Annotated in this window: 20 protein-coding genes and 4 pseudogenes; 13 read left to right on the top strand and 11 right to left on the bottom strand. The window is 68.3% G+C overall.

Annotation, left to right across the window (positions count from 1 at the left end; translation table 11 throughout):
• Positions 1 to 37: 37 nt before the first annotated feature.
• Positions 38 to 694 (top strand): class I SAM-dependent methyltransferase, encoded by a 657-nt coding sequence (locus ACZ8ZB_RS00565; RefSeq protein WP_004993909.1) that lies wholly within the window; start codon positions 38 to 40, stop codon positions 692 to 694.
• A 36-nt stretch (positions 695 to 730) separates the two neighbouring features.
• On the opposite strand, the gene ACZ8ZB_RS00560 is transcribed toward ACZ8ZB_RS00565, so the two are convergent.
• Positions 731 to 1,294, bottom strand: a complete 564-nt coding sequence (locus ACZ8ZB_RS00560; protein WP_470741386.1) for a site-specific integrase — start codon at positions 1,292 to 1,294, stop codon at positions 731 to 733.
• 80 nt (positions 1,295 to 1,374) lie between these two features.
• Between ACZ8ZB_RS00560 and ACZ8ZB_RS00555 the strand changes: the two genes are divergently transcribed.
• The gene (locus tag ACZ8ZB_RS00555; protein WP_470735742.1) at positions 1,375 to 1,641 is read left to right on the top strand and encodes a hypothetical protein; all 267 of its coding nucleotides are present in this window, start codon (positions 1,375 to 1,377) and stop codon (positions 1,639 to 1,641) included.
• 381 nt (positions 1,642 to 2,022) lie between these two features.
• On the opposite strand, the gene ACZ8ZB_RS00550 is transcribed toward ACZ8ZB_RS00555, so the two are convergent.
• The 3 genes from ACZ8ZB_RS00550 to ACZ8ZB_RS00540 all read right to left on the bottom strand — a co-directional run bounded on the left by ACZ8ZB_RS00550 (position 2,023) and on the right by ACZ8ZB_RS00540 (position 5,458).
• Entirely contained in the window at positions 2,023 to 3,393 is a 1,371-nt protein-coding gene (locus ACZ8ZB_RS00550; protein WP_470735741.1) for an amidohydrolase family protein, read from the bottom strand.
• A gap of 98 nt (positions 3,394 to 3,491) precedes the next feature.
• The gene (locus tag ACZ8ZB_RS00545; RefSeq protein ID WP_470735740.1) at positions 3,492 to 4,445 is read right to left on the bottom strand and encodes a DMT family transporter; all 954 of its coding nucleotides are present in this window, start codon (positions 4,443 to 4,445) and stop codon (positions 3,492 to 3,494) included.
• Positions 4,446 to 4,588: 143 nt separating this feature from the next.
• Entirely contained in the window at positions 4,589 to 5,458 is an 870-nt protein-coding gene (locus ACZ8ZB_RS00540) for an NAD-dependent epimerase/dehydratase family protein (RefSeq protein WP_470735739.1), read from the bottom strand.
• A gap of 130 nt (positions 5,459 to 5,588) precedes the next feature.
• Between ACZ8ZB_RS00540 and ACZ8ZB_RS00535 the strand changes: the two genes are divergently transcribed.
• Complete coding sequence (locus ACZ8ZB_RS00535) at positions 5,589 to 6,488, top strand: LysR family transcriptional regulator (protein WP_470735738.1); 900 nt, start codon at positions 5,589 to 5,591, stop codon at positions 6,486 to 6,488.
• Between the two features lie 314 nt (positions 6,489 to 6,802).
• On the opposite strand, the pseudogene ACZ8ZB_RS00530 reads toward ACZ8ZB_RS00535, so the two are convergent.
• Positions 6,803 to 7,840, bottom strand: a pseudogene (locus ACZ8ZB_RS00530) (MFS transporter); the annotation flags it as partial.
• 269 nt (positions 7,841 to 8,109) lie between these two features.
• Between ACZ8ZB_RS00530 and ACZ8ZB_RS00525 the strand changes: the two are divergent.
• On the top strand, positions 8,110 to 8,901 hold the full coding sequence (locus tag ACZ8ZB_RS00525; RefSeq protein ID WP_470735737.1) for an IS5 family transposase: 792 nt from the start codon (positions 8,110 to 8,112) through the stop codon (positions 8,899 to 8,901).
• Here ACZ8ZB_RS00525 and ACZ8ZB_RS00520 read toward each other — a convergent pair.
• Positions 8,858 to 9,352, bottom strand: coding sequence for a hypothetical protein (locus tag ACZ8ZB_RS00520; RefSeq protein WP_470735736.1), 495 nt, complete (start codon positions 9,350 to 9,352; stop codon positions 8,858 to 8,860). The two genes, ACZ8ZB_RS00525 and ACZ8ZB_RS00520, sit on opposite strands and share 44 nt — an antisense overlap.
• Positions 9,255 to 10,886, bottom strand: a complete 1,632-nt coding sequence (locus ACZ8ZB_RS00515; RefSeq protein ID WP_470735735.1) for an ISL3 family transposase — start codon at positions 10,884 to 10,886, stop codon at positions 9,255 to 9,257. Before ACZ8ZB_RS00515 ends, ACZ8ZB_RS00520 begins: the two co-directional genes overlap by 98 nt.
• 267 nt (positions 10,887 to 11,153) lie before the next feature.
• On the opposite strand from ACZ8ZB_RS00515, the gene ACZ8ZB_RS00510 reads away from it, so the two are divergent.
• The gene (locus ACZ8ZB_RS00510) at positions 11,154 to 12,356 is read left to right on the top strand and encodes an MFS transporter (protein WP_470735734.1); all 1,203 of its coding nucleotides are present in this window, start codon (positions 11,154 to 11,156) and stop codon (positions 12,354 to 12,356) included.
• 143 nt (positions 12,357 to 12,499) lie between these two features.
• Here the strand turns inward: ACZ8ZB_RS00510 and ACZ8ZB_RS00505 are convergent, their stop codons facing one another.
• Together ACZ8ZB_RS00505 and ACZ8ZB_RS00500 are read right to left on the bottom strand one after the other, a co-directional pair.
• Positions 12,500 to 12,736 (bottom strand): hypothetical protein, encoded by a 237-nt coding sequence (locus ACZ8ZB_RS00505; RefSeq protein WP_470735733.1) that lies wholly within the window; start codon positions 12,734 to 12,736, stop codon positions 12,500 to 12,502.
• 1,236 nt (positions 12,737 to 13,972) lie between these two features.
• The gene (locus ACZ8ZB_RS00500) at positions 13,973 to 14,272 is read right to left on the bottom strand and encodes a hypothetical protein (protein ID WP_470735732.1); all 300 of its coding nucleotides are present in this window, start codon (positions 14,270 to 14,272) and stop codon (positions 13,973 to 13,975) included.
• 179 nt (positions 14,273 to 14,451) lie between these two features.
• Here ACZ8ZB_RS00500 and ACZ8ZB_RS00495 point away from each other — a divergent pair, with 179 nt between their 5' ends.
• From ACZ8ZB_RS00495 to ACZ8ZB_RS00480, 4 genes are all read left to right on the top strand, one after another.
• On the top strand, positions 14,452 to 16,086 hold the full coding sequence (locus ACZ8ZB_RS00495; RefSeq protein WP_470735731.1) for an IS4 family transposase: 1,635 nt from the start codon (positions 14,452 to 14,454) through the stop codon (positions 16,084 to 16,086).
• A 42-nt stretch (positions 16,087 to 16,128) separates the two neighbouring features.
• On the top strand, positions 16,129 to 16,650 hold the full coding sequence (locus tag ACZ8ZB_RS00490; protein WP_470735730.1) for a Mu transposase domain-containing protein: 522 nt from the start codon (positions 16,129 to 16,131) through the stop codon (positions 16,648 to 16,650).
• Between the two features lie 109 nt (positions 16,651 to 16,759).
• Entirely contained in the window at positions 16,760 to 17,527 is a 768-nt protein-coding gene (gene istB, locus ACZ8ZB_RS00485) for an IS21-like element helper ATPase IstB (RefSeq protein ID WP_470735729.1), read from the top strand.
• 26 nt (positions 17,528 to 17,553) lie between these two features.
• The gene (locus ACZ8ZB_RS00480) at positions 17,554 to 18,150 is read left to right on the top strand and encodes a hypothetical protein (RefSeq protein ID WP_470735728.1); all 597 of its coding nucleotides are present in this window, start codon (positions 17,554 to 17,556) and stop codon (positions 18,148 to 18,150) included.
• Between the two features lie 223 nt (positions 18,151 to 18,373).
• Here ACZ8ZB_RS00480 and ACZ8ZB_RS00475 read toward each other — a convergent pair whose 3' ends face one another.
• Complete coding sequence (locus ACZ8ZB_RS00475; RefSeq protein ID WP_470735727.1) at positions 18,374 to 19,180, bottom strand: transposase family protein; 807 nt, start codon at positions 19,178 to 19,180, stop codon at positions 18,374 to 18,376.
• A 161-nt stretch (positions 19,181 to 19,341) separates the two neighbouring features.
• On the opposite strand from ACZ8ZB_RS00475, the pseudogene ACZ8ZB_RS00470 reads away from it, so the two are divergent.
• The 4 genes and pseudogenes from ACZ8ZB_RS00470 to ACZ8ZB_RS00455 all read left to right on the top strand — a co-directional run.
• A pseudogene (locus ACZ8ZB_RS00470) lies at positions 19,342 to 19,467 on the top strand (IS5/IS1182 family transposase); the annotation flags it as partial.
• 23 nt (positions 19,468 to 19,490) lie between these two features.
• The gene (locus tag ACZ8ZB_RS00465) at positions 19,491 to 19,835 is read left to right on the top strand and encodes a hypothetical protein (RefSeq protein WP_470735726.1); all 345 of its coding nucleotides are present in this window, start codon (positions 19,491 to 19,493) and stop codon (positions 19,833 to 19,835) included.
• A gap of 927 nt (positions 19,836 to 20,762) precedes the next feature.
• Complete coding sequence (locus tag ACZ8ZB_RS00460; RefSeq protein ID WP_470735725.1) at positions 20,763 to 22,109, top strand: IS4 family transposase; 1,347 nt, start codon at positions 20,763 to 20,765, stop codon at positions 22,107 to 22,109.
• Positions 22,110 to 22,130: 21 nt separating this feature from the next.
• Positions 22,131 to 22,386, top strand: a pseudogene (locus ACZ8ZB_RS00455) (ISAzo13-like element transposase-related protein); the annotation flags it as partial.
• Between the two features lie 882 nt (positions 22,387 to 23,268).
• Here ACZ8ZB_RS00455 and ACZ8ZB_RS00450 read toward each other — a convergent pair.
• A pseudogene (locus ACZ8ZB_RS00450) lies at positions 23,269 to 23,535 on the bottom strand (transposase); the annotation flags it as partial.
• Between the last annotated feature and the right edge of the window lie 102 nt (positions 23,536 to 23,637).

Genomic DNA, 23,637 nt, shown 5'->3' with positions numbered 1-23,637 from the left:
AGAACAGCTGCGAACGGCGGGTGTTAACTTCCTTCCCGTGGTGGAGCACCAGGACGAGACCAGGGCGGCCTACGACGGGGTCGTCGAGCTGTATGCGTCGATGTTCGCTGATCGGCTGGAGAAGCAGCCGTTCTCGCGGAACATGATCGGCATCTTTGCCGAGCTGGTGCGCGGGACGGGGAACCCCCGGGCGGCCGATGTCGGCTGCGGGCCCGGACATCTGACGGCCATGCTGCATGACCTGGGGCTGGATGCCTTCGGGCTCGACCTTTCCCCAGCCATGGTCGACCACGCCCGGCGGGCCCATCCGGCGCTGCAGTTCGACGAGGCGCGAATGGAGGCCCTGCCAGTCGAGGACGGCGCGCTCGGCGGCGTGCTGGCCCACTACTCGATGATTCACACCCCTCCTGGGGAATTACCCGCGCTGCTCGCCGAGCAGGCGCGTGCCCTGGCACCAGGGGGCCTGCTCCTGGTCTCGTTCTTCGCGACCGACGGGCCCGAGCCGGTCCGCTTCGACCACAAGGTGACGCCCGCCTATAGCTGGCCGGCGGACCGGTTCGCCGAGCTGCTGGCCCGGGCCGGGCTCGTCACGTTCGCCCGGCTGCTCCACGACCCGGCCTCTGAGCGGGGCTTCCTCGACGCCCACTTGCTGGCCCGCAAGTCGGAGGACACCGTCGAGGCCACCGCACAATAAGCCAGCAGGATCGTCACCAGCCGCAAACGGCGAGGGTCACGTCCCACGACGTGCGGCGGGGTCGCGTTCGGCGACGTGTCGGGCGACCGAGTCGACGCCGGGGCGGGCGTACCGCTCCAGGGAGCGGACGGATGCGTGGCGGGAGCGTGCCAGCAACATCGGGGTGGAGGTGCCGTCTTCCGCGTCGTGCGTCAGGGCACTGTGACGGAGCCGGTGAAGCGTCCAGCCGTCGAGATCCTCGATGTCGTCGGGTGAGGCGAGGGGGTTGGCCAGCAGCCGGGTGTTCTCCTCGAAGATCTCCTCAGCGCGACGGTAGGAGAGCCGGGCCCGGCCGGTCTCGGGGCACACGTCGAGCGTCGGTGTTCCGGCGGGGGCTTTGCGGTCGGTGAGGAATAGCGGGCCGCGGGTACGGCGGGCGATGAGGCGGGGCAGGAGCTGGGCGGTGCCGGACTGCCAGTGAATCCACTCCGTCGCCCCGCCCTTGGCAGTGATTTTCCCTCGCTTGTCCTGCGGGTACAGGCCTTCGACGTTCAGGCACAGTACCTCGTCGGCCCGTGCGGCGGACTCGTAGAGCACCTTCCACTGCGTCTTCTCCCGCAGTGAGACGTCCAGGCGCCACAGGGCGGCGATCTGGTTCTCGGCCAGGGCTTTGGTGCGGTCGGGCGGCGACCCGCCGCTCGATGCCGACCGTCGGGTCGCCGATGATCCAGCCCTGGCGCTGCCACCATCCGATCGCCTTGCGGGCGATGGACAGCTCCCGGTTGACGGTGTCGGCGTCCATCTCGTCCGCCCGTGCCGCCGCCAGCTCGGCCAGAGCCTCCGGCAGCGCCGGGTCGTCGATCGCGGCGACGGGGAAGACGGGCGGCTTCGCGCCCCGGCGGGCGGGTCCGGTCGGCGCCGGTTCCCCGGCGAGCATCCATCCCCACGTCGTCAGCGAGATCCGGTAGATCCGCGCGGAGGACTTCGCGATCCCGGCGCCGGTGAGGTATCGCTCGACCGCCGCGGTGTACGACGCGGGCGGGGCGGACAGGGGCACCACCCGGGCGCGCGGCACACGCAGCACGCCCCCGCTCCCGAGTTCGGTCACCGGTTCGATCGCCACGTCCGTTCCGCCCCTCCGGTCCTGCCGCAGTAAATGCGTACACCTCGCCTGCGGCGGTCGAAGAGTCCGCCGCAGGTCGCGAATCAGAGCGGTGGCACGGGTGCGCAGCTCTGCTGCTACGGGGACGCCGGTTGCGTGTCGAAGCGGTTTCCGGTGCGCCACGGTGACGTGCATCTGTCGGCCGGGTCGTCGTTCGCGTCGGCCCCGTGCCTGCCTGGTGGTCGGCTCAGACCGGAAGCGGCAGACCGGCGGCGTGGAAGAGCCGGTCACGGGAGGCCGCGGCCTCGTCGAAGACGGCGTCGCCTCCCTTCAGTACGCCGTTCTCCTTGAGGATGGCACCGGCCACCACGACCAGGTCGACATTGCCGGCGTGGCCGCCCGCGACGATCGTGGCCGCGGCGTCCGTGGCGGGCAGCATGTTGGTGTGATCGAGGCGGATCATGATCAGGTCTGCCTCCTTGCCCGGGGTCAGGCTGCCGGTGCGGTCGTCGATCCCCGCGGCCCGTGCGCCCTCGATGGTCGCGAAGGACAGCAGGTCGGCGGCGTCGAACGTGGGCAGGCCGGGAACACGGTCCATGGGCCCGGCCGCACCGGCGAGGATCAGCTGCTGGTAAGCGAGGGTCGCCCGCATGACGCCGAACATGTCGCCGCTTACGATCGTCTCGGTGTCCACGCTGAGGCTCGGGCGGACACCGGCGGCCAGCAGCCGGTTGGTGGCCGGCTGGCCCAGGCCCGGCATGAAGACCTCGAGGGCGCCAGCCACGGACGCGGTGGCGCCGCGTGCGGCCAGCATTCTCAGCTCCTCGTCGGTCGACGTGCACAGGTGGATGAACGTCATGTCGGAGGCGAGCAGCCCGGCCTCCTCCAGTTGCCGTACGGCCTGCTGCTCCGCCCCCCACTCGCCGAGGCCCACGTGCATGCTGATGCGCAGGCCCAGTTCACGGGCGAGCTGGATGTCACGCTCGGACACATCGGGGGTGGACAGCTCCGGTCCGCGGAGCATTGCGTTGAGGGTCACCCGCGCCGAGTCGTCGGAGAGGACCTCGTTGCGGATGCGCCGAATGTCGTCGGGGTGGGTGCGGTTGCTGCCGAACTGCCACTGTTCGGCCTCCGTCGACGGCCAGCCGTGGCCGAAGACGGCACGGATGCCCGACTCCCAGTGCGCGGCGATCGCCGCGTCCGAGTGCTCGGGGCTGTTGCTGATGTGCGATTCGTCCCGAACGGTCGTCACCCCGGAGTCGAGGGACATCAGGTCCGCTGCCAGGTTGCCGATGTGTACGTCCCGGGGGTCGAAGTACTGTCCGAGGCCGATTTGCACCTGGCTGCGGTACTCCTGGTAGGTCCAGGCGGGGCCGAGATTGCGCAGCGCTCCCTGCCAGTTGTGGCGGTGGGTATCAATGAAACCGGGCAGTACGGCGTTCCCTGTGCCGTCGATGACCCTGGCCCGGTCGTCGGACAGGTCCCGGCCGACCTTGAGGATCCTGCCGTGGGCGATGAGGATGTCGCCCACGAAGTTGCCGAGCTTGTCGTCCTGCGTCATCAGGTATGCGCCCTTGATCAGGATGCGTTCGTTGTTCTGCGGCTGGTTCTGGGACACCTGTGGTTCCTTTCGTGCCGTGGGCGGCACTGTGTTGCTTCTCCATCGAGAGAGGGGTGGTGGGTCGGGTCCGCGTCCGGTCCGGGCGCGGACGTGGATCACTTCGCGGTGGTGTCACGAGGGCGTCGGGAGGCAATCCAGACGGCGCCAAACGTGAGCAACGCACCGAGGACGGTGAGGACGGAGGGGGACCGACCGCCCGAAGGGACCAGGAAGTCCAGGGCGATCGAACTGGCGAGCTGCCCCGCGATAGAGGCCATGCTCAGCAGCAGGACACCGATCCGGCGCACCAGGAACGCCGAGGCGCCGATGAACACCACGCCGCACAGACCACCGAGGTAGACCCACAAGCTGGTGGGCAGCGGGCCCCCCGCGGTCCCCTGCACGAGTGTTTTCACCCCCCAGGCCGCGGCGAGGAACACCGCACCGACAAGGAAGTTGAGCCAGGTCGCTGCGATCGGCGAGCCCGACGCGGCCGTCGTCGCTCCGTTGAGTGCCTGCTGCACACCGAGGAGGAAGCCGGCGGCGATGGCGGCGAGGGTTGGCAGGATGATCGTGGCCGGCGCGAGGGTGTCGGCGAAACGGGGCAGGGCGGACACGACTGCGGCCACCAGGATGACGGCCGCTCCCGTGAGCCGGGCGGCGCCCGGGCGCTGCCGCAGGCCGCCGCCGATACCCCGGCTGTCCACGATCAGACCGCCGAAGGTCTGACCGGCGATGGCCGACACGGTGAACACGGCGACTCCAGTGACCAGCGCGGCGGTGGACTGGGCCAGGGCGAACGTGCCGCCGAGCACACCGGCCAGCAGGTACCGGCGGGGAAGCCGGCCACCCCGTGAAGCGCCGGCCAGGCGGCGCAGCGCGCCGCGCAGCCCGGGGGAGAAGAGCGCGAGGAGGGACAACAGGACGAGTCCGCCCGAGAAACTGATCGCCGCCGCGGCGATGCCGTCGTCGAGGCGATGACTCAGCTCGCCGTTCAGACGGGCCTGTACCGGCACCACCATGCCGGCTGCGATGGCTGCCGCGACGGCCAGCGAGCTGCCGCGAGGCACGGATGGGCGGGACTGTTCCGCCGACTGGGGACCGGGCCCAGCAGGACGGCGATGACCTGACCCGGTTGGAGCGGTGGGAGTACTCATGTCGAAGTTCCTCAAAAAGGGTTGCGGCCGGGCAGGGCCCGGGGCGCGGGCCTTTCTCAGAAGTCAGTACGCGCGATGTCGTCGAGGACCGACTGTCCCGTGGGGGACCAGCCCAAGACACGCCGGGCCGTGTCGCCGGAAGCCTGCTGGTCGAGGAGAAGGGCCTCGCCGAGCCGATCGAGCGTCTGCACGACGGGTTCGGGCTCGACGCGTCCGGCCAGGCCGACGGAGCGGCTCACCGCTTCGGTGATCTCCCGTACGGTCGGGTTCGTACCGCTGGCGCCAATGAAGTACGAACCGGCCGGGGCCTTCTCCAGCGCGAGCACGTAAAGCTCGGCCAGGTCGTCCACGTGCACGGTGCTCCAGTGCTGGTCACCGGAACCGATCATGGTGAGCGCCGGGGTGTTTCCGCTGGTTCGAGGACCGGCGGCGACGAGGTTCAGCAGACCGCCGCCGTGGCCGTACACCACTGCCGGTGCGATGACCGAGGTCCGGACGCTCTGCGCGTCGCGCACGAGCTTGTCGAGCGGCGCCCGCCAGGCGGTCAGCCGCGGGGCGTTCATTCCGGACGACTCGGTGATCGCCGAACCGCTGCCGTGCAGCCAGACGCCGGTGGTGTGCACGAACGGCCGGTCCGTGTTCCGCAGCGCGTGCAGGAAGCTGGTGACGGCGACCTCGTCGACGGTCGCGCTGGTCTCGTCGCCTGGCGACGCCAGGTGGATCACGCCGTCGCTTGCAGTCGCGAGTTCCTCCAGGGCGTGGCCGTCTGCCAGGTCGGCAACCGCAGGCTCGGCGCCCTTGGCCCGCACCAGCTCGGCCTTCTCGGCTGAGCGGACCAGGGCAGTGACCTGATGGCCGCCGGAGATGAGCCGATCGAGCACCGCGGCTCCGATGTAGCCGGTGCCGCCTGTGAGCAGTACGCGCATGGTCATCCTCTTTCGCTGACGTTTCCTGGTCCGGGCGTTGGCCCGCACGACAACAGTCGCCCTGCCCGGCTATCGTGTCCAACGAATGTTTTCGAATATTCGATCGGACATACCGATGAATGAGGTGAGTGTGGACCAGAAGCGGCTGGAGTACTTCATCACCGTCGCCGAGGAGCTGAACTTCACGCGGGCGGCCCAGCGGCTGCACGTCACTCAGTCCACGCTCTCGGCCGGCATCAAGGCCCTGGAGCACGAACTCCGGACCGAACTGCTCCTCCGCTCCACGCGGTCGGTCAGACTGACGGAGGCCGGCTCGGCGTTCCTCCCCGAGGCGCGGACCGCGATCGAGGTACTCGACCGGGCCCGGGCGGCAGTGGAGCCGCTCTCCACGGGGCTGCGCGGCAGCCTCACCGTTGGCGTCCTCAGCGGGCTGACGGTGATCGACGTACCCGCGCTGGCCGGTGAATTCCACCGCCGTCATCCCGAGGTCCGGTTGCGCACCGAGACCTCCCAGCGGGGAACCTCCGGGCTGATCGAGCGGATCAAGGAGAGCCACGTCGACGTGGCCTTCGTAGGAGCCGACATCAAGGACGAACACCTCAGATCGAGGGCCATCAAGAGGTACGAGGTCCAGCTGCTGGTCCCCGCCGCTCACCCACTGGCCCGCCGGAAGCGTGTGCGGCTCAGAGACATCGCCGGGGAATCCTTCGTCGACATGCCCGCCGGTTTCGGGCAACGCCAGATCGCGGACGACGCGTTTACGAAGGAGGAGCTGTCCCGGCGGGTCCTCATCGAGGTCTCGGACATCACCACGATCGCGGACTACGTGGCGCACGGCTTGGGCGTGGCGCTGTTGCCCCCGGACTTCGCCGCGGCGGCCGGGGACGCCGTTTGTACCGTCCCCCTCGCGGACGCCCGACTGGCCTGGACGCTCAGCGTGGTCGCCTCCGCGACGCGTCCGCCGACGCGGGCGCTGCATGCCTTCCTCGACCTGATCCCACACCACATCCGGCGCGACCGCGTGTTCTGAACGGACATCCCCGGCCGTGTCCGGATCACTTCCCGAAATCCACCGGGCTCGCGTGGGCGGGGTACGAGAGCACCTCCGAGGAGGACACCATGATCACCATTGTAGGTTCCGCGTCCGGCTGTCCACCGGCGTTGCTCTGAACAGCGGCTTTCACGGGAGTCCCGCCCTGCGTCCACAGGTCCTCGTCCCGTTGCCGTGTTCATTTCCTCGGTCCGTGCGCGCCTCGGGCCCGGTGTCCCGTCTCGTTCAGGGCGGAGGAGAGAGGGCCGCTGATCTGGGTGCCGTCAGTTTCAGGTGGGACTGCGCACTCGTGGTCACTGACGAGGTAGGACCGGCTCGCCATCGGGATTCAGCGGGGGTTTGGAGTTGCTCGTTGGCTGACGGGACGTCGGCAGGTCTCGGGATCGCCGGATCGGAGAGAAGAACAGGATGAGGGCGGCGAGCGGGACCCCCGTTGTCGTGATTGCCATTACTGTGCGGATGCCGAGCGCGGTTCCGAGCGCGCCGCCGAGCAGTGCTCCGAGGGGGATCGTCCCGTAGCTGAGGAATGCGGTGCTTGCGGTGAGGCGTCCGAGGAGATCCGGCGGGCAGTAGCGTTGCTGGAAGCTGGCCTTGATGATGTTGCCGGCCACGACGCCCGCGGAGACGTAGAAGCCGCCTGTCACAAAGAGCAGGATCCCGGCTCCGCCGACGGTCAGCGGGATGAGCAGAGCGAGCATGGGAAGTCCCAGTTCGAACAACAGTGTCGCGCGGGCCGTGCCGATCCGGTCAGCGACCCGGCGTGCGACGAAGGCCCCGGCAACGCCTCCAGCGCTGGTGACCGCGATGAGTGTGCCCACCGGCCCGGGGGTTAGGCCGACGCTCCGGACCAGGAAGACCACCTGGATTGACTGGTACCCCATCAGAGCCAGGTTGGAGGCAGCTCCGAAGAGCGTCAGTGTGCGCAACCAGGGATCGTTGGCGATCAGCCGCAGACCTTCGCGGACTTCGCTGACCAGTGATTGGGAGCGATGTTCGGTTCTGGTGAGGCGTGGCTCGCGGTGCCGGATGCCTGCCAGGCAGAGGAGTGAGACGAGGAATGTCGTGGCGTTGGCGAACATTCCGTTCACGGCACCTGCCACCTGTGCAATCAGGCCGCCGGAGCCGAGCCCGACGATCTGTGCGGCGGACGCGCTGCCGTGCAGTTTGGCGTTGCCCTCGGGCTGGTCATCGGGTTCCAGAATGCTGGGGAGGTAGGCGCTGTAGGCGGTCTGGAAGAACATGGCTGCCGTGCCCGTCAGCAATGCGACTGCCAGCAGTAGTCCGATAGTCAACCAGCCGAACCATGCGGTGACCGGGACACTGGCGAAGAGTTAGTAGCTGTTGTCGTTTCGGTCTTGAGAGGCGGGCGTCGAACGGGAGTCTCGATCGGGTGATCGCGGCGGACTGCGGGCATGAAGGCAGGGCCTCTTGGTAGCTCGGGGTTGCGAAGCCGACCGAGATCCAGGAGACCCTGTTGCCGCAGTTTTACGTGCTCACGCCGGTGGAGTTCAACTCGGCTGCACCATCGTGTGATTGCCTCGCCCACCGGATCGGGAATGCGGTCGATCACCCGGAGCGTGTTCGGCGGTATCCCTCGGACATGACGGACGCGGAGTGGGCCGTGGTCCGGCCGCTGCTGCCGGTGCCGGGCTGGCTGCGTGACCGGGGCGGGCAGCCGGAGGCGTACTGCCACCGGCAGATATTGGACGCCGTCCGCTACCTGGTGGACAACGGCATCAAGTGGCGTGCGATGCCGGCCGACTTCCCGCCGTGGGGCCGGGTCTACGCGTTCTTCCGCCGATGGCGCGAGAACGCCCTGGTCAGGGAGTTCCACGACCGGCTGCGCGGCCGAGTCCGCCTGGAGGCGGGGCGGGATGCGGAGCCGACGGCCGGGGTGATCGACTCGCAGTCGGTCAAGGCGGACGCCGTGGTGGGTGCCGACAGCCGCGGCTTCGACGGCGGGAAGCTGATCAACGGACGCAAGCGGCACGTCGTCGTCGACATCCTCGGCCTGCTGCTGGGTGTGATGGTCACCGCAGCGGACATCGGTGACCGCGCCGCCGCGAAGGTGCTGCTCGAGCGGGTGGCCGACGCTCACCACCGGCTGGAACTCGTCGGGGCCGACGGCGGTTACACCGGCAGCCTCGTCGAGCACTGCCTGGCCGCGCTCGCTCTGGTCCTGGCGATCGTCAAGCGCAGCGACGACACGCGCGGTTTCGCGGTGCTGCCCAAGCGGTGGATCGTCGAGCGGCTCTTCGCCCACCTGATGCGAAGCCGCCGCCTGGCGCGCGACTTCGAACGCCGCACGACCAGCGCCGAGGCGATGATCTACTGGTCGATGACCATGGTCATGACCCGCCGTCTGGCCCGCTCACGCTCCGCGCGAGCGTGAACCGGCCCGGTGCCGGCTCGGCCAGCCAGCCCCGCGAGACCAGGCGTTTCGCCTTCGACCGCAGCGCCTCCACCTTGGCCGGCACCACGTCCATGCCGAACAGGACGGTCATCTCCTGGCAGGTCAGCGGGCCCTGGCCGAGACGGACCCGATCCGCGAGCGCGGCCAGGATGCGCTGGTAGTCCGCCGACAGTGCCGTCCGGGCCAGCCCTTCGCGCCATACCGGAACCTGCGACTTCGCCTTCGCCGCCACGAGCGCCGACGCCTGCACCCCTGCTTCCAGCCCGGCACGGCCCGGTTGCTCGGCGGCCACCGCGTCGGCTGAATCGCCGCCCGGCGCGGACAGCACCGCATCAACGCGCTCGCGGGCGATCGTCCACTCCAGCCATTCCTGCTCGGCCGTTGCAAGCTCGGCCTGGATGCGGTCGGCCTCCTCGCGCAGCCCGTCCACACGACGACGGGCGGCAAGCTCGTGCTGTTCCAGCAGTCCGACAACCGACGGCATCCGCAACCTCCGCGGGAGCGACGAAACGATGGTCCATCACTCCCACACCGACGCCGCACCTATCCCGGTCCTCGCGGATGGCGTTGGCCAGGCCGGCCAGGGCCGGGAGGCCGGCGTCGGACAGTTGCTCGGGCCAGTGCGCCAGCGGGCGGGCGTCACGGGCGTCGAGCATGGCGGCGAACTGACGGACCAGGTCGTGGGTTCGTGCCAGTTCCGGGCAGTGGGTGAGCAGCCGTCGGAGGGCCTCGGTGGTGTGGAGGTCGCGTCGGGATGGTGCGGTGGTGATCCAGCGGGTGACCTGGCGGGGTGAGGGCGGTCGCTCGCGTGGGGTGTCGATCGGCAGGCCGCGGCGTAATGGTGCGATGGCCATCTTGACCCGTTGGTAGTGGCCGCCGTAGCCCTTGGCGGAGATCTCCTGGTGCAGCACCGTCGCGGTGTGCTCGCCCTCCTCCCAGCGCTGCCTCAGATAGTCCAGGTATGGATCAAGACTCGTGGGCCGACGAGGCGGGATCCGGCGTACGCATTCCTGCCAGGTGGCGGCCCGGGCGTACTTGCCCACGGTGCGGCGGTTCAGGCCCAGCTCACGGGCTGCCGAGTTGAGTGAGCGGCCAGTGTCGGTCACCGCGTGCACCGCCTCGAACAGCCGCTTCGCGTGGCGGCGGGCGGGGGTGTCGGCTTCGTCGGACGGTGCCGCCGGGCTCGTTGGCGGTGATGTAGCTTCGGGCTCCGGGACCGCAGCGGACAAGCATCCTCGGTGGGCCGCGGCAACATCGCCGACCCGCTTCGACAGGCCCTGCCACAGGTGGAAGCGGTCGCTGACCTGCACCGCGTTGGGGGCGCCGTCGGCGATGCCCTGTCGGTAGACCAGCGAGCCGTCCCGGCAGGCGACGTCAACACCGGGGTGCGTCCGCAGCCAGGTGGCCAATTGCTCGGCGTCGCGGCCGGCCCACAGCTCGATCGGCAGCCGGGTGTCGGCATCCACCAGCAGGGTTCCGTAGACGTCCGCGTACAGCGCGAAGTCGTCCACGCCCAACACCCGCGGGGTCGCTGCCGGCGGAAGGGGCAGGCGCATCAAGTGGAACAGCACGCTGGTCCGCGACAGCGGTACCTGCAGGATTCGCAGGAGCCGGGCGCCGCCACGGCCGGCGAGGAGCACTCCGGCCATCTCCACCAGGTGCTGCAGCAGCGGGCTGCGGCGCTGGTAGCGCGCCGTCAGCCCTTCGACCTGCTCGGCGAACGTCCGCCGACCGCAGCTCGGGCCGTCACAGAACAACCGTCGCACTGACAGCTCGATGACCACCGGCCGGCCACCCACAGCAACATCGGCCAGCGCGCGGCGGTAGCGGCTGTGCACCCGCGCGGAGCCGCGACCGCAGTCCGGACACGCCACCGACAACTCGCGAGTGCGGGCCTCGATGCGGACTACGCCTCCCGCCACCCATACCCGTTCCACCCGCACCGCATCGAGGTGCGGAGACATGATCCATATGAGGTCATCACACTGGTCGACACTGCCGCTACCCATGACGGAGCGTCACCGGCGCACAGTCGCACACCCCAGCATCACGAAAATCTTGCCAGGGCCAGAAAAGTCCGTACGCCGACACCGGGCTCCGGCACGTCGCCTTTCGGGTGGCCTGCTGCCGAGCCGGGGGGCGGTTCGGGTCCACGGTCTGGGGGTGATTAGGGTCGGCTTTCGGCCGTAGCGAGGTCAGAAGAGCAAGGTCTCGGTCCAGGAGGGGCATCTGTGAGCGTCGGTGTGCAACGCGGTGCGATCGCCGCCGTGCAGGTACTCGGCCTCGCCGTGTGGTTCTCCATGTCGGCGGTGGTCCCCGGCCTGCGGAACGACTGGGGGCTCACGGCCGGCGGCGCGGTGTGGCTGACGGCCTCCGTGCAGTTCGGCTTCGTCGCCGGGGCCGTGGCCTCGACCGCCCTGAACCTGGCGGATCGCGTCCCGCCCCAGCGCCTGCTCGCCGCCGGTGCCGCGGCAGCCGCCGCCTGCACCGCGGCGCTGGCCCTGGTCGCCGACGGGCCGGCCGTCGCCGTCCCGCTGCGCTTCATGACCGGGGTGTTCCTGGCCGGGGTCTACCCCACCGGCATGAAGCTCATGGCCTCCTGGGCCGGTAGCGCCGGACGGGGCAGGACCATGGGCGTCCTCATCGCCGCCCTCACCCTCGGCTCCACGCTTCCCCACCTCATCGCCGGGCTGGGGTCGCTGCCCTGGCGCGGTGTCCTGCTCGCCGCAGCGGCGGCCGGACTCGTCGGCTCCGTCATCGCCCTGGTCCTGGTCCGGCCCGGTCCCTACGCGGCGTCGGCCGCACCCGCCCGCAACCCCCGATACGCGCTGTCCATGTTCACCGAACGAGGGCCGCGCCTGACCAACCTCGGCTACTTCGGGCACATGTGGGAGCTCTACGCCCTGTGGACCTGGATCCCGTCCTTCCTGCTGGCGGCCCCCGCCGCAGGAGGACTCCCGGGCTCGGCGGAGACCACGGTGTTCCTCGCCATGGGACTCGGTGGCGCGGCCGGCTGCCTGCTCGGCGGCTGGGGCGCGGACCGCTTCGGCCGTCCGCCCGCCGCCCTGACGGCACTCCTCCTCAGCGGCCTGTGCTGCCTGCTCTCCCCGTTCCTCTTCCACGCTCCGCCGCCGCTGCTGTTCGCCTTCTGCGCGCTGTGGGGCGCCGCCGTGATCGCCGACTCGGGGGTGTTCTCCACCTCACTGAGCGAGGTCGCCGACCACCGTTATATCGGGACGGCGCTCACCGGCCAGACCGCGATCGGCTTCGCCCTCACCGTCGTCAGCATCCAGCTCACCCCCCTGCTGGCCGAGGCCGTCGGCTGGGAGTACGCCCTCCTCCTCCTCGCCCCCGGCCCTCTGGCCGGCGCCCTCGCCATGCGCGCCTTCGGCAAAGACGCCGTCCCTGCTTTCTCCCCGCAGGGCACCTCCTGAAGGTCGGCCGTCGAGCGGGCGTCGGCTGGCGAAGAAGCCCCGCACCTGACCAGGCTCCGCCACTTGGCCGACCGGCAACCTGAAAGGTCGTGCCCCGCCCAGGGGAAGTTTGGGCGGGGCATGACTGCGGGAGGTGAGTGTGCTTACCTCACCGCGCTGGGACTGGGGGTGGCTGCAGGGTTCTCGCTTTCCGCGGTGGCCTTGTTGCCCCCTCCGAGCAACAGGACCAGGGCGGTGATGACCGCGGCGGCAGAGGCGATGGCGCCGACGGTGTCGCCGCGGCTGGCCGGCGCGCAGGACGCGCGGGTGTGCCGGTAGACGATGCAGCTCACCATGATGCTCACGAGCAGGATGGCGGCGCCGAGGGGCTCGATGTACACGGTCACTGGATGCCCTCGCTTCGCGAGGTCTTCATGGCCCTCTTCATGGTGGGGGCACGGTGGTCGGGGTGGTCGCCTGCTTGCGGGGCTTGCGCGGCCGAAGGATGGCGGTGCGCGCGTACTGGTAGGCCATGGTCACGCCGAGGGGGGACAGGGGGGCCTGAAGTTCCCCCTTTGAGCTGGACAGCTTGATACTGGGACGACAGGTCCCGAAGAAGTAGTTCCAGGTAGTGAGCAGGAAGAGCAATACGAGCAAGCGGCACATGGCCGGGCACAGCGTTTGCGCCCTCCTGTCCTGCCTCGGTCCGATGCACCAAGGGACCTTGGAGGGCGGCACGACGTTCGGCGTCCGAGTGACGATCGACTACTGGCTCATCGGACCCCTGGCCACTGGCCGCCCAGGGCCGGATGCTTGAGCAGTGCGACTCAGTCCGGCGCGGAAGGACCCCAGCTCGCCCGACGCGACCCGACCGCAACCCTAGCGATCATTCTCCCTCAAGCTCCAATCTTGGGTCGTTCTGGACACCGGCTGGTCGAAGTCGTCAGCTGGGAACAGGAGAGACTCGCCCAGCGACACTCCCTGACGCTCGGCCCGACTCGCCACCGAATCGACCCGGGGCACGGGCCGGTGAACGGGAACCCGCAGCAGCACCGGACGCCACCGCCGACGGCCCAGACCTGCGCAAGGGCTGCGCAACGCAGGACTGCGCACTGCGCAGCCCGCGTCACGACACTGCGCAGCGCGCGACCGCGCCGAGCCGTGACGGATCTCGGTCCCGGCGCCAAAGGCCGACTGTCCTGTACCTGCGCAATCGTCTGCGCAGCGCGCTGACCTGCATGGTCGGGGGCATGGTTGGGGTGGGGCGTACTCCTGGGTGCGCCGGGATGCTCCGTGCGCAGTGGACGGGTTGCTGCGCAATCCGCCGCCTGGGTGTGCGCAGTGTGGTTGGGAATGTGGGCGGCTGGTGGCCGGGGTGGGTTGTTCTTACGGTGGGGCGATGGCGTGTGACCTCCCCAGGTCTTGTCCGCCACCGCCCCGCCGTGTTCCCACCGGCACCCGGACGTCTGCCACTTCGTCCAGCCGCCCGTCCTGCTACCCCGCCTCGAGCTCCTCATACCTGTGCGGGCGACGGCATGGCGCCCCCACCGCCCGCTGGGCTTCCCCCCTACTCGCGCGCCCGACGGCTGCGCAGGACCGTGGTCGGATCCCGACCACGGTCCTGACCATGGTGGTGGTCAGGGATGTGGGGTGTGCATCCAGTCGACCCTGTGGTCAGGGTCGTGGGCGGGCCGCCAGATGGGTGCGGTGGGGCCGTGGTGGAGCAGGTCGGTCATGGGGGTGGCGAGGACGGGGACCTCGCGCAGGAAGCCGGCCAGCGACACATCGCGAGCGGCTGTGCGGAGGGCGTGGACGCAGTTCTCGACTCCGGCGGGGCCGGTGCCGTCGAGGACGAACAGCAGGCGGGGGAAGAGGGGGTAGCGCTGTCGCCAGGTCTCCTGTGCTGGTTCGAGGAAGGGCTGTTGCCGCTGCCGCACGGTCGGTATGGGCGCGTAGCTGTGGAGTCGGGTGTAGCTGCCGAGGGGCCTTGACCCAAGGCCAGGTAGTTAGCGTTTTCGCAGGTCAGGCAAGTGGCGATGAAGAAATCTTGACGTAGAACAACGGAGCTCGTTGGTACAGGCAGTCGACCAAGACAGCTTGTCTCCAAGGAGCTCCGTTGCCGTCTCATCATCCCCTGCCCGCGCCGATGATGGCCATCACTCGTTCGGTCGCCGTGGCAGCGGGCAAGTTCGCGCCCGGTCATCTGGGCGAGTTGACGACCGTCATACCGTTCGAACTGGTCGACGCTGGCCTTCACGAGACCCGTCGCTTCCAGAAGCGACTGCGTGATCTCCCGTCCCGTGTCGGCATCTACTTCCTGCTGGCGATGGGTCTCTTTCCCGAAGTCGGCTACCGGCTCGTCTGGGACAAGCTGACGGCCGGGCTGGGCGAGACGCCGGTGGCTTCCCCGACTCCGAAGGCCTTGCGGGACCTGCGCCGCAGGCTGGGAACCGCTCCGGTGCGGATGTTGTTCGACGTACTGGCCGGGCCGCTGGCCCGGCCAACGATCCCAGGAGTGAGCTTCGGCCCGTACCGGACGGTGTCGTTCGACGGCTGCAGTTCACAGAAGGTCCCCGACACGGAGCGCAACCGGGCATGGCTGGGCCGGACCTCCCATCACGGCTATCCGACACTTGAGTTGATGACGCTCATCGAGACCGGGACACGGGCCCTGATCGGCGCGGTCTTCGGTCCCACCGACGAGGGCGAGACCAGCTATGCCTCCCGCCTCCTGCACCTGCTGCGGCCGGACATGCTGGTGCTGTGGGACAAGGGCTTCGACGGCAACGTCTTCCTCGCCGCGGTGAGCGCCACCCGTGCCCAGTTCCTGGGCCGGCTCCGCAGCAACTGGCGGACCCCGGTCCTCACACGTCTGGCCGACGGCTCGTACCTGTCGGTGATCGGCACCGTAAAAGTGCGCGTCATCGACGCGCGCATCACCGTGACGTGCGCTGACAGCACACACTTCACCGGTTCCTACCGCCTGGCGACCAGTCTGACCGACGCCCGCCGCTACCCCGCCGCGTCCCTGATACGTCTCTACCACCAGCGGTGGGAACACGAATCGGCGTACTACGCACTCCGGCACACGATCATGGCCGGACGCGTCCTGCGCTCGGGCGACCCTGTCGGCGTCGAACAGGAGATGTGGTCGCTGCTGACGCTCTACCAGGCACTGCGAACGGTCATGGCCGATGCCGCCGAGTCCCTTCCGGGAACCGATCCGGACCGCTGTGGCTTCACCATCGCCGTCCAAACCGCCCGCGACCAAGTCGTCCAAGCCGCCGGCATCGGCACAGCGAACTACGGCGCGGCCGGCCGCATCGGACAGAAGCTTCTCACTCACCTGCTTCCGGCCCGACGGCAGCGGGTGAGTACCCGCAAGGTCAAATCACCGATCTCCCGCTACAGCCAGCGTCACCGCGACAGACGGCCCGACGTCGCTCTTGCCGTCGTCCGCCTCGACATCTCCGTCCACGAACCCCCGGACATGCAGCCGGCCCTGCCCACCCGCTCCCGTGACGACCGGTATGCCATCCCGGCCCAGCGCCGCAGGCACCGGGTCCTGGCCCTCCTCCATGAGGACCCCACCCGCCTCTGGCGCCCCCGCGAGATCGCTGCGCATTTCGGGGACATCACCCTGCACACCATGTACAGACAGCTCTCCCGATGGGCCGACGACGGACTCATCCACAAGATCGGTCCTGGCCTCTACACAGCGACGGCATGGGAATCAAAACCCCTTGCCTGACCTGCGAAAACGCTAACTACCTGGCCTTGGGTCAAGGCCCAGGTGCTGATCGTCCGCGAGCATGTCTTGGCTGGCCGGGCTTTCTCCTCGGTCGAGGAACTCAATGCCGCGTTCACCGCCTGGGTGCCGCTGCGGCGGGCGAAGGTGCATGGCACCCATGGCGAGGTCATCGGGCTGCGGGCGATCCGCGACCACATGGCCCTCCGCCCACTGCCGCAGACGCCCTATGTGGTCACTCAACGACACCTCCGCCACGTCGGCAAGGACTGCCTCGTCGCCTTCGATGCGAATCTCTACTCGGTGCCGGCCTGCAAGGTCCGCCCCCGTCAACTGGTCGAAGTCAGGGCCACGAAGTCCCAGATCATGCTGCATGCCACCGCCCCCGATCGCACTGGCGAAACCCTGCTGGCCGCCCACCCACGGGCGGTCGGCCGAGGCGCCCGCATCGTGGATGAGAAGCACTGGGACGGCCTGCCCACGGGAGCCGGCCGCCGCGTCACAGCCTGCCCCGGCCCCGCCGGCAGAACACAGGTCCCGAATCCGGGCCGCTGGCGGCCCTGCTGAACCGGGCCGCGGTCACCCAGATCGAGGTCGGCCGCCGGCCTCTGTCGGTCTATGACGAACTGACCGGCACCCGCCCCTTCACCACCAAGCCGAGCGCGAAGGAATCGTCTTGAGCGAGCTGGTCTCCACCCGCATCCGCAACACAGCCGGCAAGCTGGGCCTGCCGCACCTGGCCGAGGCCCTGACTCAGTACGCTCAGCGGGCTGACGAGGCCAAGATGGGCTACCTCGACTTCATCGACCTGGTCCTCTCCGAAGAACTCGCCGTCCGTGAGGACCGCCGCTTCCGCACCGGTCTGCGGATCTCGAAGCTGCCGCACCACAAGACACTGGACGACTACGACTTCTCGTTCCAGCCCGAGCTTGACCCGCGCGAGGTCAAGGACCTCGCCACGTTGTTGTTCGTCGAGGCCAAGGCCAACGCTGCCCTGATCGGGCCGCCGGGAGTGGGCAAGACGCATATCGCCGTCGCTCTCGCGGCCTGCCGGGCCGGGTACTCGATCTACTTCACCAGTCTCGACGACATGGTCCGCAACCTCAAGACCGCCGAGGACGCCGGACGGCTGACCAGCAAGCTCACCAGCTACCTCCGACCGGCGGTTCTCGTGGTCGACGAGGTGGGCTACCAACCCCTCGAGCGCGCGGAGGCCAACCTGGTGTTCCAGGTCATCTCAAAGCGCTACGAAAAGGGCTCGATCATCCTGACATCGAACAAGACCTTCAGCGAGTGGGGACAGATGTTCGGTGATGAGGTTCTGACCACCGCCATCCTCGACCGACTCCTGCACCACTGCGACGTGATCTCCATCAACGGCTCCAGCTACCGGCTCAAGAACCGGCTCGCTGCTATCGAGCGAGACCAGGAAAGCGCAGCCTAATAGTTCGTGTGGTCGACAATGAGCGCATGGACGTCCCTGAGCTGCTCGAATCAGCTTCTCTGCTTGTTCCGGAAGAGACCGCCACCGAGAACGACATCACGGTGCGAGACATCTGGGACTACCTCGTTCACGACGAGTGGGAGATCGCCCTGGGCCTGCTAGAGGAACTTGGGGACGGTCGCTCGCTCCCGCTGGCGTTCTGGGAGAAGCTCGCCGACGCGGCTGAGCAGCTCCGACTTGAGCGGAGCGCGGCCTGGTGCCATTGGCGGTGCTCTGAGATTCGTCATGGCGTAATTCGGGCGGATCTGACGCTCCGTCCTGCCGCGGAGGCGCGACGCACCACGGCAATCTCCGGCGCCGGAGTTCTACGACCCATGTGGGACATCGGACATCTCTCGCCCACCGGTGGACGTTCGGTCAGCATCGCCTCGCTTTGGGTTGAAGACATGCCCTATCTGGAGCCCGGCGGGCGAGCCACGGTTCGACTCGTGCCCCTCACTCCCTCCCACTGGACGCACCTCCAGCCCGGCCAGCAGATCGCGATGCACGAGGACCGAACCGTGGCCGGCACGGCAGTCATCCTGGAGGTTCATCGCCTTGCCACCGCCATGCCCGCAGGGTGACGTGACTGGCTCACAGCCTTTCTGCTGGTGCACGTATCTCCGGACGTGGTGGAGTTGGTTCTCGATCTTCCAGTGCCCTCGGATCCAGTCGGCGATCTGTTCACCCGTGGCGGCCCCGGGCGGGAGACTGGTGACGAAGTAGAGCCGTTCGATCGTGATCTTCTTGCTGGCCAGGTCCATGCACCAGCGCATCACGCGCAGGGCCTGGCGGGCGCCCGGGTAGTCAAGGTGACGGAAGGCGACGGTCTTCAGGTGCCGGACCTTGAGCCGGCCCCGGCCACGAGTGCGGTCCTTGTGCTCCAGGCCGATGTCGTGTCACGGCAGTTGCCTCAACTGCCGCAGCAGGCGGGGGTGGTCGCCTTTGACGACGGCGATGTAGTGGGCCGCCGTGGTTACGCAGCCACTGGCCGTTGGCGTGCTGGGTGTGGGTGGCGTTTGCGGTGACCACGGTGTTCTCCAGCGGCAGGCCGTCCAGGAGCGGGATGAACGCGGGTGTCTCGTTGCTCTTCGCGTCGATCTGGCGCTGGGCGATCACGGTCCCGGCGTGGTCCATCGCGGCCAGCAGCCACACCGCTTTCCCGCCGCCCGCTCGCGATCCGCGCAGCTGCTTCCCGTCGACGGCCACCGCCCGCCACCGGCGGGATTCCCCGCTCTGCCGGCTATGGGCTCTGGCCTGTAGGAACGTGCAGATCACGTTATCGAAGGCGTCGCCGTCGAGACGGCCGAGGAGCCGCATCACCGTGGTGGCGTGCGGGACAGCGAACGACCTGGTGAACGGGTCGACAGTGAACCCGAGGGCACGGAGGGCCCACGGGGGCGCGTCCGCGAGCCACTCGGCGATCGCGGTCGGGGACCGGGCGCCGGCCAGAACACCAGCGGCCGCGGCCGCAACGAGCGCCGTCAGCGAGAAACGCCGGCCACGACGGTCACGTGGGTCGGGCAGCCCGGCAAGAAACCGGACAAGGCGCATCGCATCGGGCAACGGCTGCGGCGACGGGATACGGGCCAGTTCCTCCAGGCCCGACGGCATGGGAAATGATGAGGCAGCAGGCACGGTCTTCGGTTGTGGTCACGTGAACTCGACACTCACATGATCAACGAGACCGTTCCTGCACCTGCATCCGGACCCAACTGCCATGACCGGCCATCACCGGGCGATCCCACCCAATCCGCAAACACGCAAGGTCCCTGGCCCTTGCCCACCTCCACGGCCCCCGCCGCCTACGAACCCGCTGGGAGACCCGAGACGACATGCACGACGCCTTCCTCCAACTCGTCCACTGCATGATCCTCGCCCGCAAGAATCCAGTATTCTGACAAAACCCCTGAGAGGGCACGACATGAGCACGGAATACCAAAGGGTCAACCGGTTCGGGTTCGCGGAGTACGACGTCATGGCCGGCACCGCCCGGGAGGCGGACCTGTCGGCCATGACGGAGACGCTCCGCCAGATTGTGGACCTGGTGCTCGCCGAGGACGAGTCCGGCCTCGCCGAGGCGATGTCGATGGAGGCCCAAGCCGACTTCGCCGTGCCGCTCGGCATGGCCGCCAAGATGCTCGAAAGCGGTAGGTACTCGGATATGGAGCTGGTCTCGGCGGCCTGCACCGTGCGGTATTGCGCGGAGCGTCACACGAACGAGTTCCCCGAGCCGTTGACCGCCCTTCTGCTGCGGCTCCCGCGCTGAGCCACGCGGGGACGTGAGCGTCCTGGGCGGAGCGCCCGATGGTGCTCAGGACGCGCGTGAACCGTTGGTCCAAAGGGTGACCCCATGTCGGGTCACCCTGCTGCCACTCGGCCAGCCGCCGCCAGCAGGTGGACCCGAAACCGAAGCCCAACTCCTGCGGTAGGTACTCTCATTGAGGTCGTTTCATTTTGAACTCGCAGGTCGCGGTACTGGTGTGAGTCCGTGATGCGGTCCTCGTGCTGGCAGGCCGATTGATCGTCGTCGGGTGATCGTCTGTCACCGCTGGACTTCGCGGTTCGCCAGAACGAGCAGGGCTCGTAGCAGTGTGGTGGCGTAATGGGCGTTCATGCGGTTGCCGGCTGCGCATGTGTGTGACGTGCCTCGTCGGACAAGATGGCACCCGCCCCGAAGTCGTAGCGGGTCCTCCGCAGATCCCGATGTGCTCAAAACCCGGTGAACCAATTCACGATCGACTTCGTCTAGACGGTTGAGATTCGTAGACGCTGCTATCCGGGTGCGCTCTTACCGTCAAGCCGCAATCCTTTCATAGAGGTAGATATGTCCCTTTCCGTAATCCTGCTCTTTCTTGTCGCAGCCGTCACGCTTTTTGTATACAGGTTTGTGCGGCGCCGACTGACCACCGGCGCGGCGTTGGGAGTGGCGGTTGGCGCTCTGGGGCTCCAGCTCTTCGGTCTTTGGGTCATGGCCGAGCTCACATTCGCCAACATGGGCTGAGCTCGGCTCTGTCGGGGATCTTGGAGTTTTCCGGTGCGTCGCGGTGGCCGGTGGGCATGCTCGGGGTGTTGCTGGAGTCCGTGCAGTTGTCGAGGTGTCCGTAGTCGCTCCCTCCTCGTTCCGGTGCAATGCCGTTGTTTGAAGGATCAGGCAGTGCCGTGACCTGTCGGTGTTCTGGTCGTTGGGCGGGTCATGCATCCGTGGGTGGGGTTGTCTGATGATGTGCGGCTGGAGGCGCTCACCAAGTGGGTGACGCCGGGTTTGGTGGATGAGGTACTGGCCGAGTGCGGCCGGGGCGGGGTGAAGCCGGGTGCCTTGTCGCCAAGGTTCATGGTCTACTTCACGCTCGCATTGGCGCTGTTCGCGCAGGACTCGTACGACGACGTCGCGGAGAACCTGGTCGGGGCGTTGGAGGGGATGCACGAGACGGTCCCGAACCGGGCCTCGTTCACGAGGGCTCGGCAGCGGCTGGGCCCGGAGGTTTTGGAAATGCTGTTCCGACGGATTGGCGGAGCGGTGGCCCCAGACAGCCTGGGTGGGGCGTTCTGGCGTGGGATGCGGCTGGCCGCGGTGGACGGGTTCGTGCTGGACGTGCCGGACAGCGAGGCGAATCGGGCGTTCTTCGGTGGGCCGACCGATGCCCGCAAGGCTGAGGCGGGGTCCCCTCAGGTGCGGGTGGTGACGCTGACGGAGACAGGCACGCACGCCTCGATCGACGCCCGGATCAGAGGCTTCAACGGGGGCGAGCGGGAACTGGCGGTGCAGATGGCCGATTCGGCGGCCGGGATGCTGGTTATCATGGACCGGGGCTTTCCCGGGGTGGAGCTGTGGAAGGCATATACGGGTGCCGGAGCGCACCTGCTGCTGCGAGCCCGGTCGACGGTCGCGTCCCGGCCGACGGAGATGCTGCCGGACGGCACCTATCTGGGGCGCATGAGCCTGGCCGGTCAACGGGCCTCACACCCCGGCGGGGTGACGGTGCAGGTGATTGAGTACCGGGTCGACGGCGGCGAAGTGATCCGGCTGCTGACCGACCTGATGGACATCGAGGCTTACCCCGCAGCGGAACTGGCGACCCTGTACCACGAGCGGTGGGAGGCGGAGTCGGCCTACCGCCAAGTCAAGACGTTTCAGCGTGGCCCGGCGCAGGTGCTTCGCTCGACGGCGCCGGCGCTGGCCCGCCAGGAGGTCTGGGCGCACCTGGTGGTGCACAACTGCCTGACCCGGATCATCATCAGGGTGGCCGACGGCGAGCGGATTGACCCGGACCGGATCTCCTTCGTGAAGGTCCTCAAGCATGTTCGGCGCAGCGTGGTCAAACAGGCCAAGGACGCGATGTCGACCCTCGGCTCGTTCCTGGCGATGCTGGAGGCCAAGGTCCGCCGCAAGCTCGACAGCGGTCCCCGCCGTCACCGCACTGCACCATGGGTCCTCAAGCACCCGGACTCGAAATATTCACCCTCGGTCAAGAAACGGCAGCACGGACCCACCCGCCGCGCCCCGGTCAACGTCATCACCCTGACTCCCCATGATGCTTAACCCTTCAAACAACGGCATTGGCCGGGTACCTCGAAGTGGAACAGGACTGAGCACCGGCTGTTCTCCCACATCACTATGAACTGGCGCGGCCAGGCCCCTGACCAGCTATGAAGCCGTCGTCAACAGCATCGCTGCGACCCGCACCCGTACCGGCCTGCGCGTTCACACCGAGCTGGATGCCGGTGCCTACCCGGTGGGCATCTCCGTCAGCCGCGACCACCTGCGCTCTCTACCGATCACGCCCCATGACCAGCACGGATCCTGGAACTACACGATCGCCGCCGCCGGTGCCGAGGACGGCAGCCAGGTCAGCCCCAGCGATCGAGACCGCACCAGGGCGCAGGTCCTCACGATGCTCACCGACCCCCGCTTGAGCGGCATGACCGCATCGGAACTGGACACGCTGCGCGACCAGTTGGCCCCCGCACAAGCCGCCCAGGCGGAACAGCGCAAGTTCCAACAGCGCGGCGGCCGACGGCTGCAGGCCCCCGGAGCCCACGGCAGACCCCTGCTCTCGAACGCCGATCGTGTCCTGATCACCGTGATCTACTTGCGCCGCGTCTGTTCCCAGAAGGTCCTGGTCGATCTGCTGGCCATCAACGCGGTCACCATCGGCAAGGTCATCGGTGAGACCCGCACGCTCATGGACGCACAGAAGATCACCGTCACACAGACCGCGCATTACTTCTCCTCCGCCCGGGAACTGCGCGACTGGGCGGAAGGCGGTGCGACCACCAGTCGCATGGAACTCTCCCAAGCTCTGTCCCACCCCGCCCTCACCGGCATGCCTCGATCAGACCTCCAGGCACTGATCGACCGGATCACCCTGCCCTACCAGGCCGCCATCGAGGAACGCCGGCATCGCCAGCGCGGCGGTGACAGGCGACCCGGAACCCGCGGCGGCCTCTTCCGCCAAAAGATCACCGACGCCGACCGGATCCTGGCAACTGTCCTTTCCCAACGAGGTTTATGCGACCAACAGGCCCTGGCCGCCGTGTTCGGCGTCAGCCGCGGCACCATCCGCAACGCCATCGAGGATGTCCAGCCTCTCCTCGACCAGGATCAATACGTCGTGACACCCGCCGAACGACGCTTCGCCACGGCCGCCGACGTACTCAAATTCGTCGCGGAAAGAGGGGAAATACCATGTTGATTCCTCACGGCTTCGGTGGACCACGCAGGTCTGGACGATGGTGCGGGGCCAGACGGTCTCCACCGCCTCGGGCAGGCCATTGAGCCCGTCGCAGACAAGCATGAGGACGTCCTCGCAGCCGCGGTTCTTCAGCTCGGTGAACACATGCAGCCAGTACTTGGCGCCCTCGCCGCCGTCGCCGGCCCAGATGCTGAGGATGTCGCGGGTGCCGTCCACGGTCACCGCCATCACCACGTAGATCGGGCGGTTCGCGACCTGCCCATCCCTGATCTTGGTTCTGTCGACTATCTTGTGATCCGGTGGGTTGGGGCTCATCGTGTGAGCAGGACGCGTTTGCGAAGGAGATCGAGGCTGGCGCGGCCGAACATCTGGCGT

Source organism: Streptomyces sp. 12E (assembly GCF_055633275.1).
This window is presented reverse-complemented; position numbering and strand designations above follow the sequence as displayed.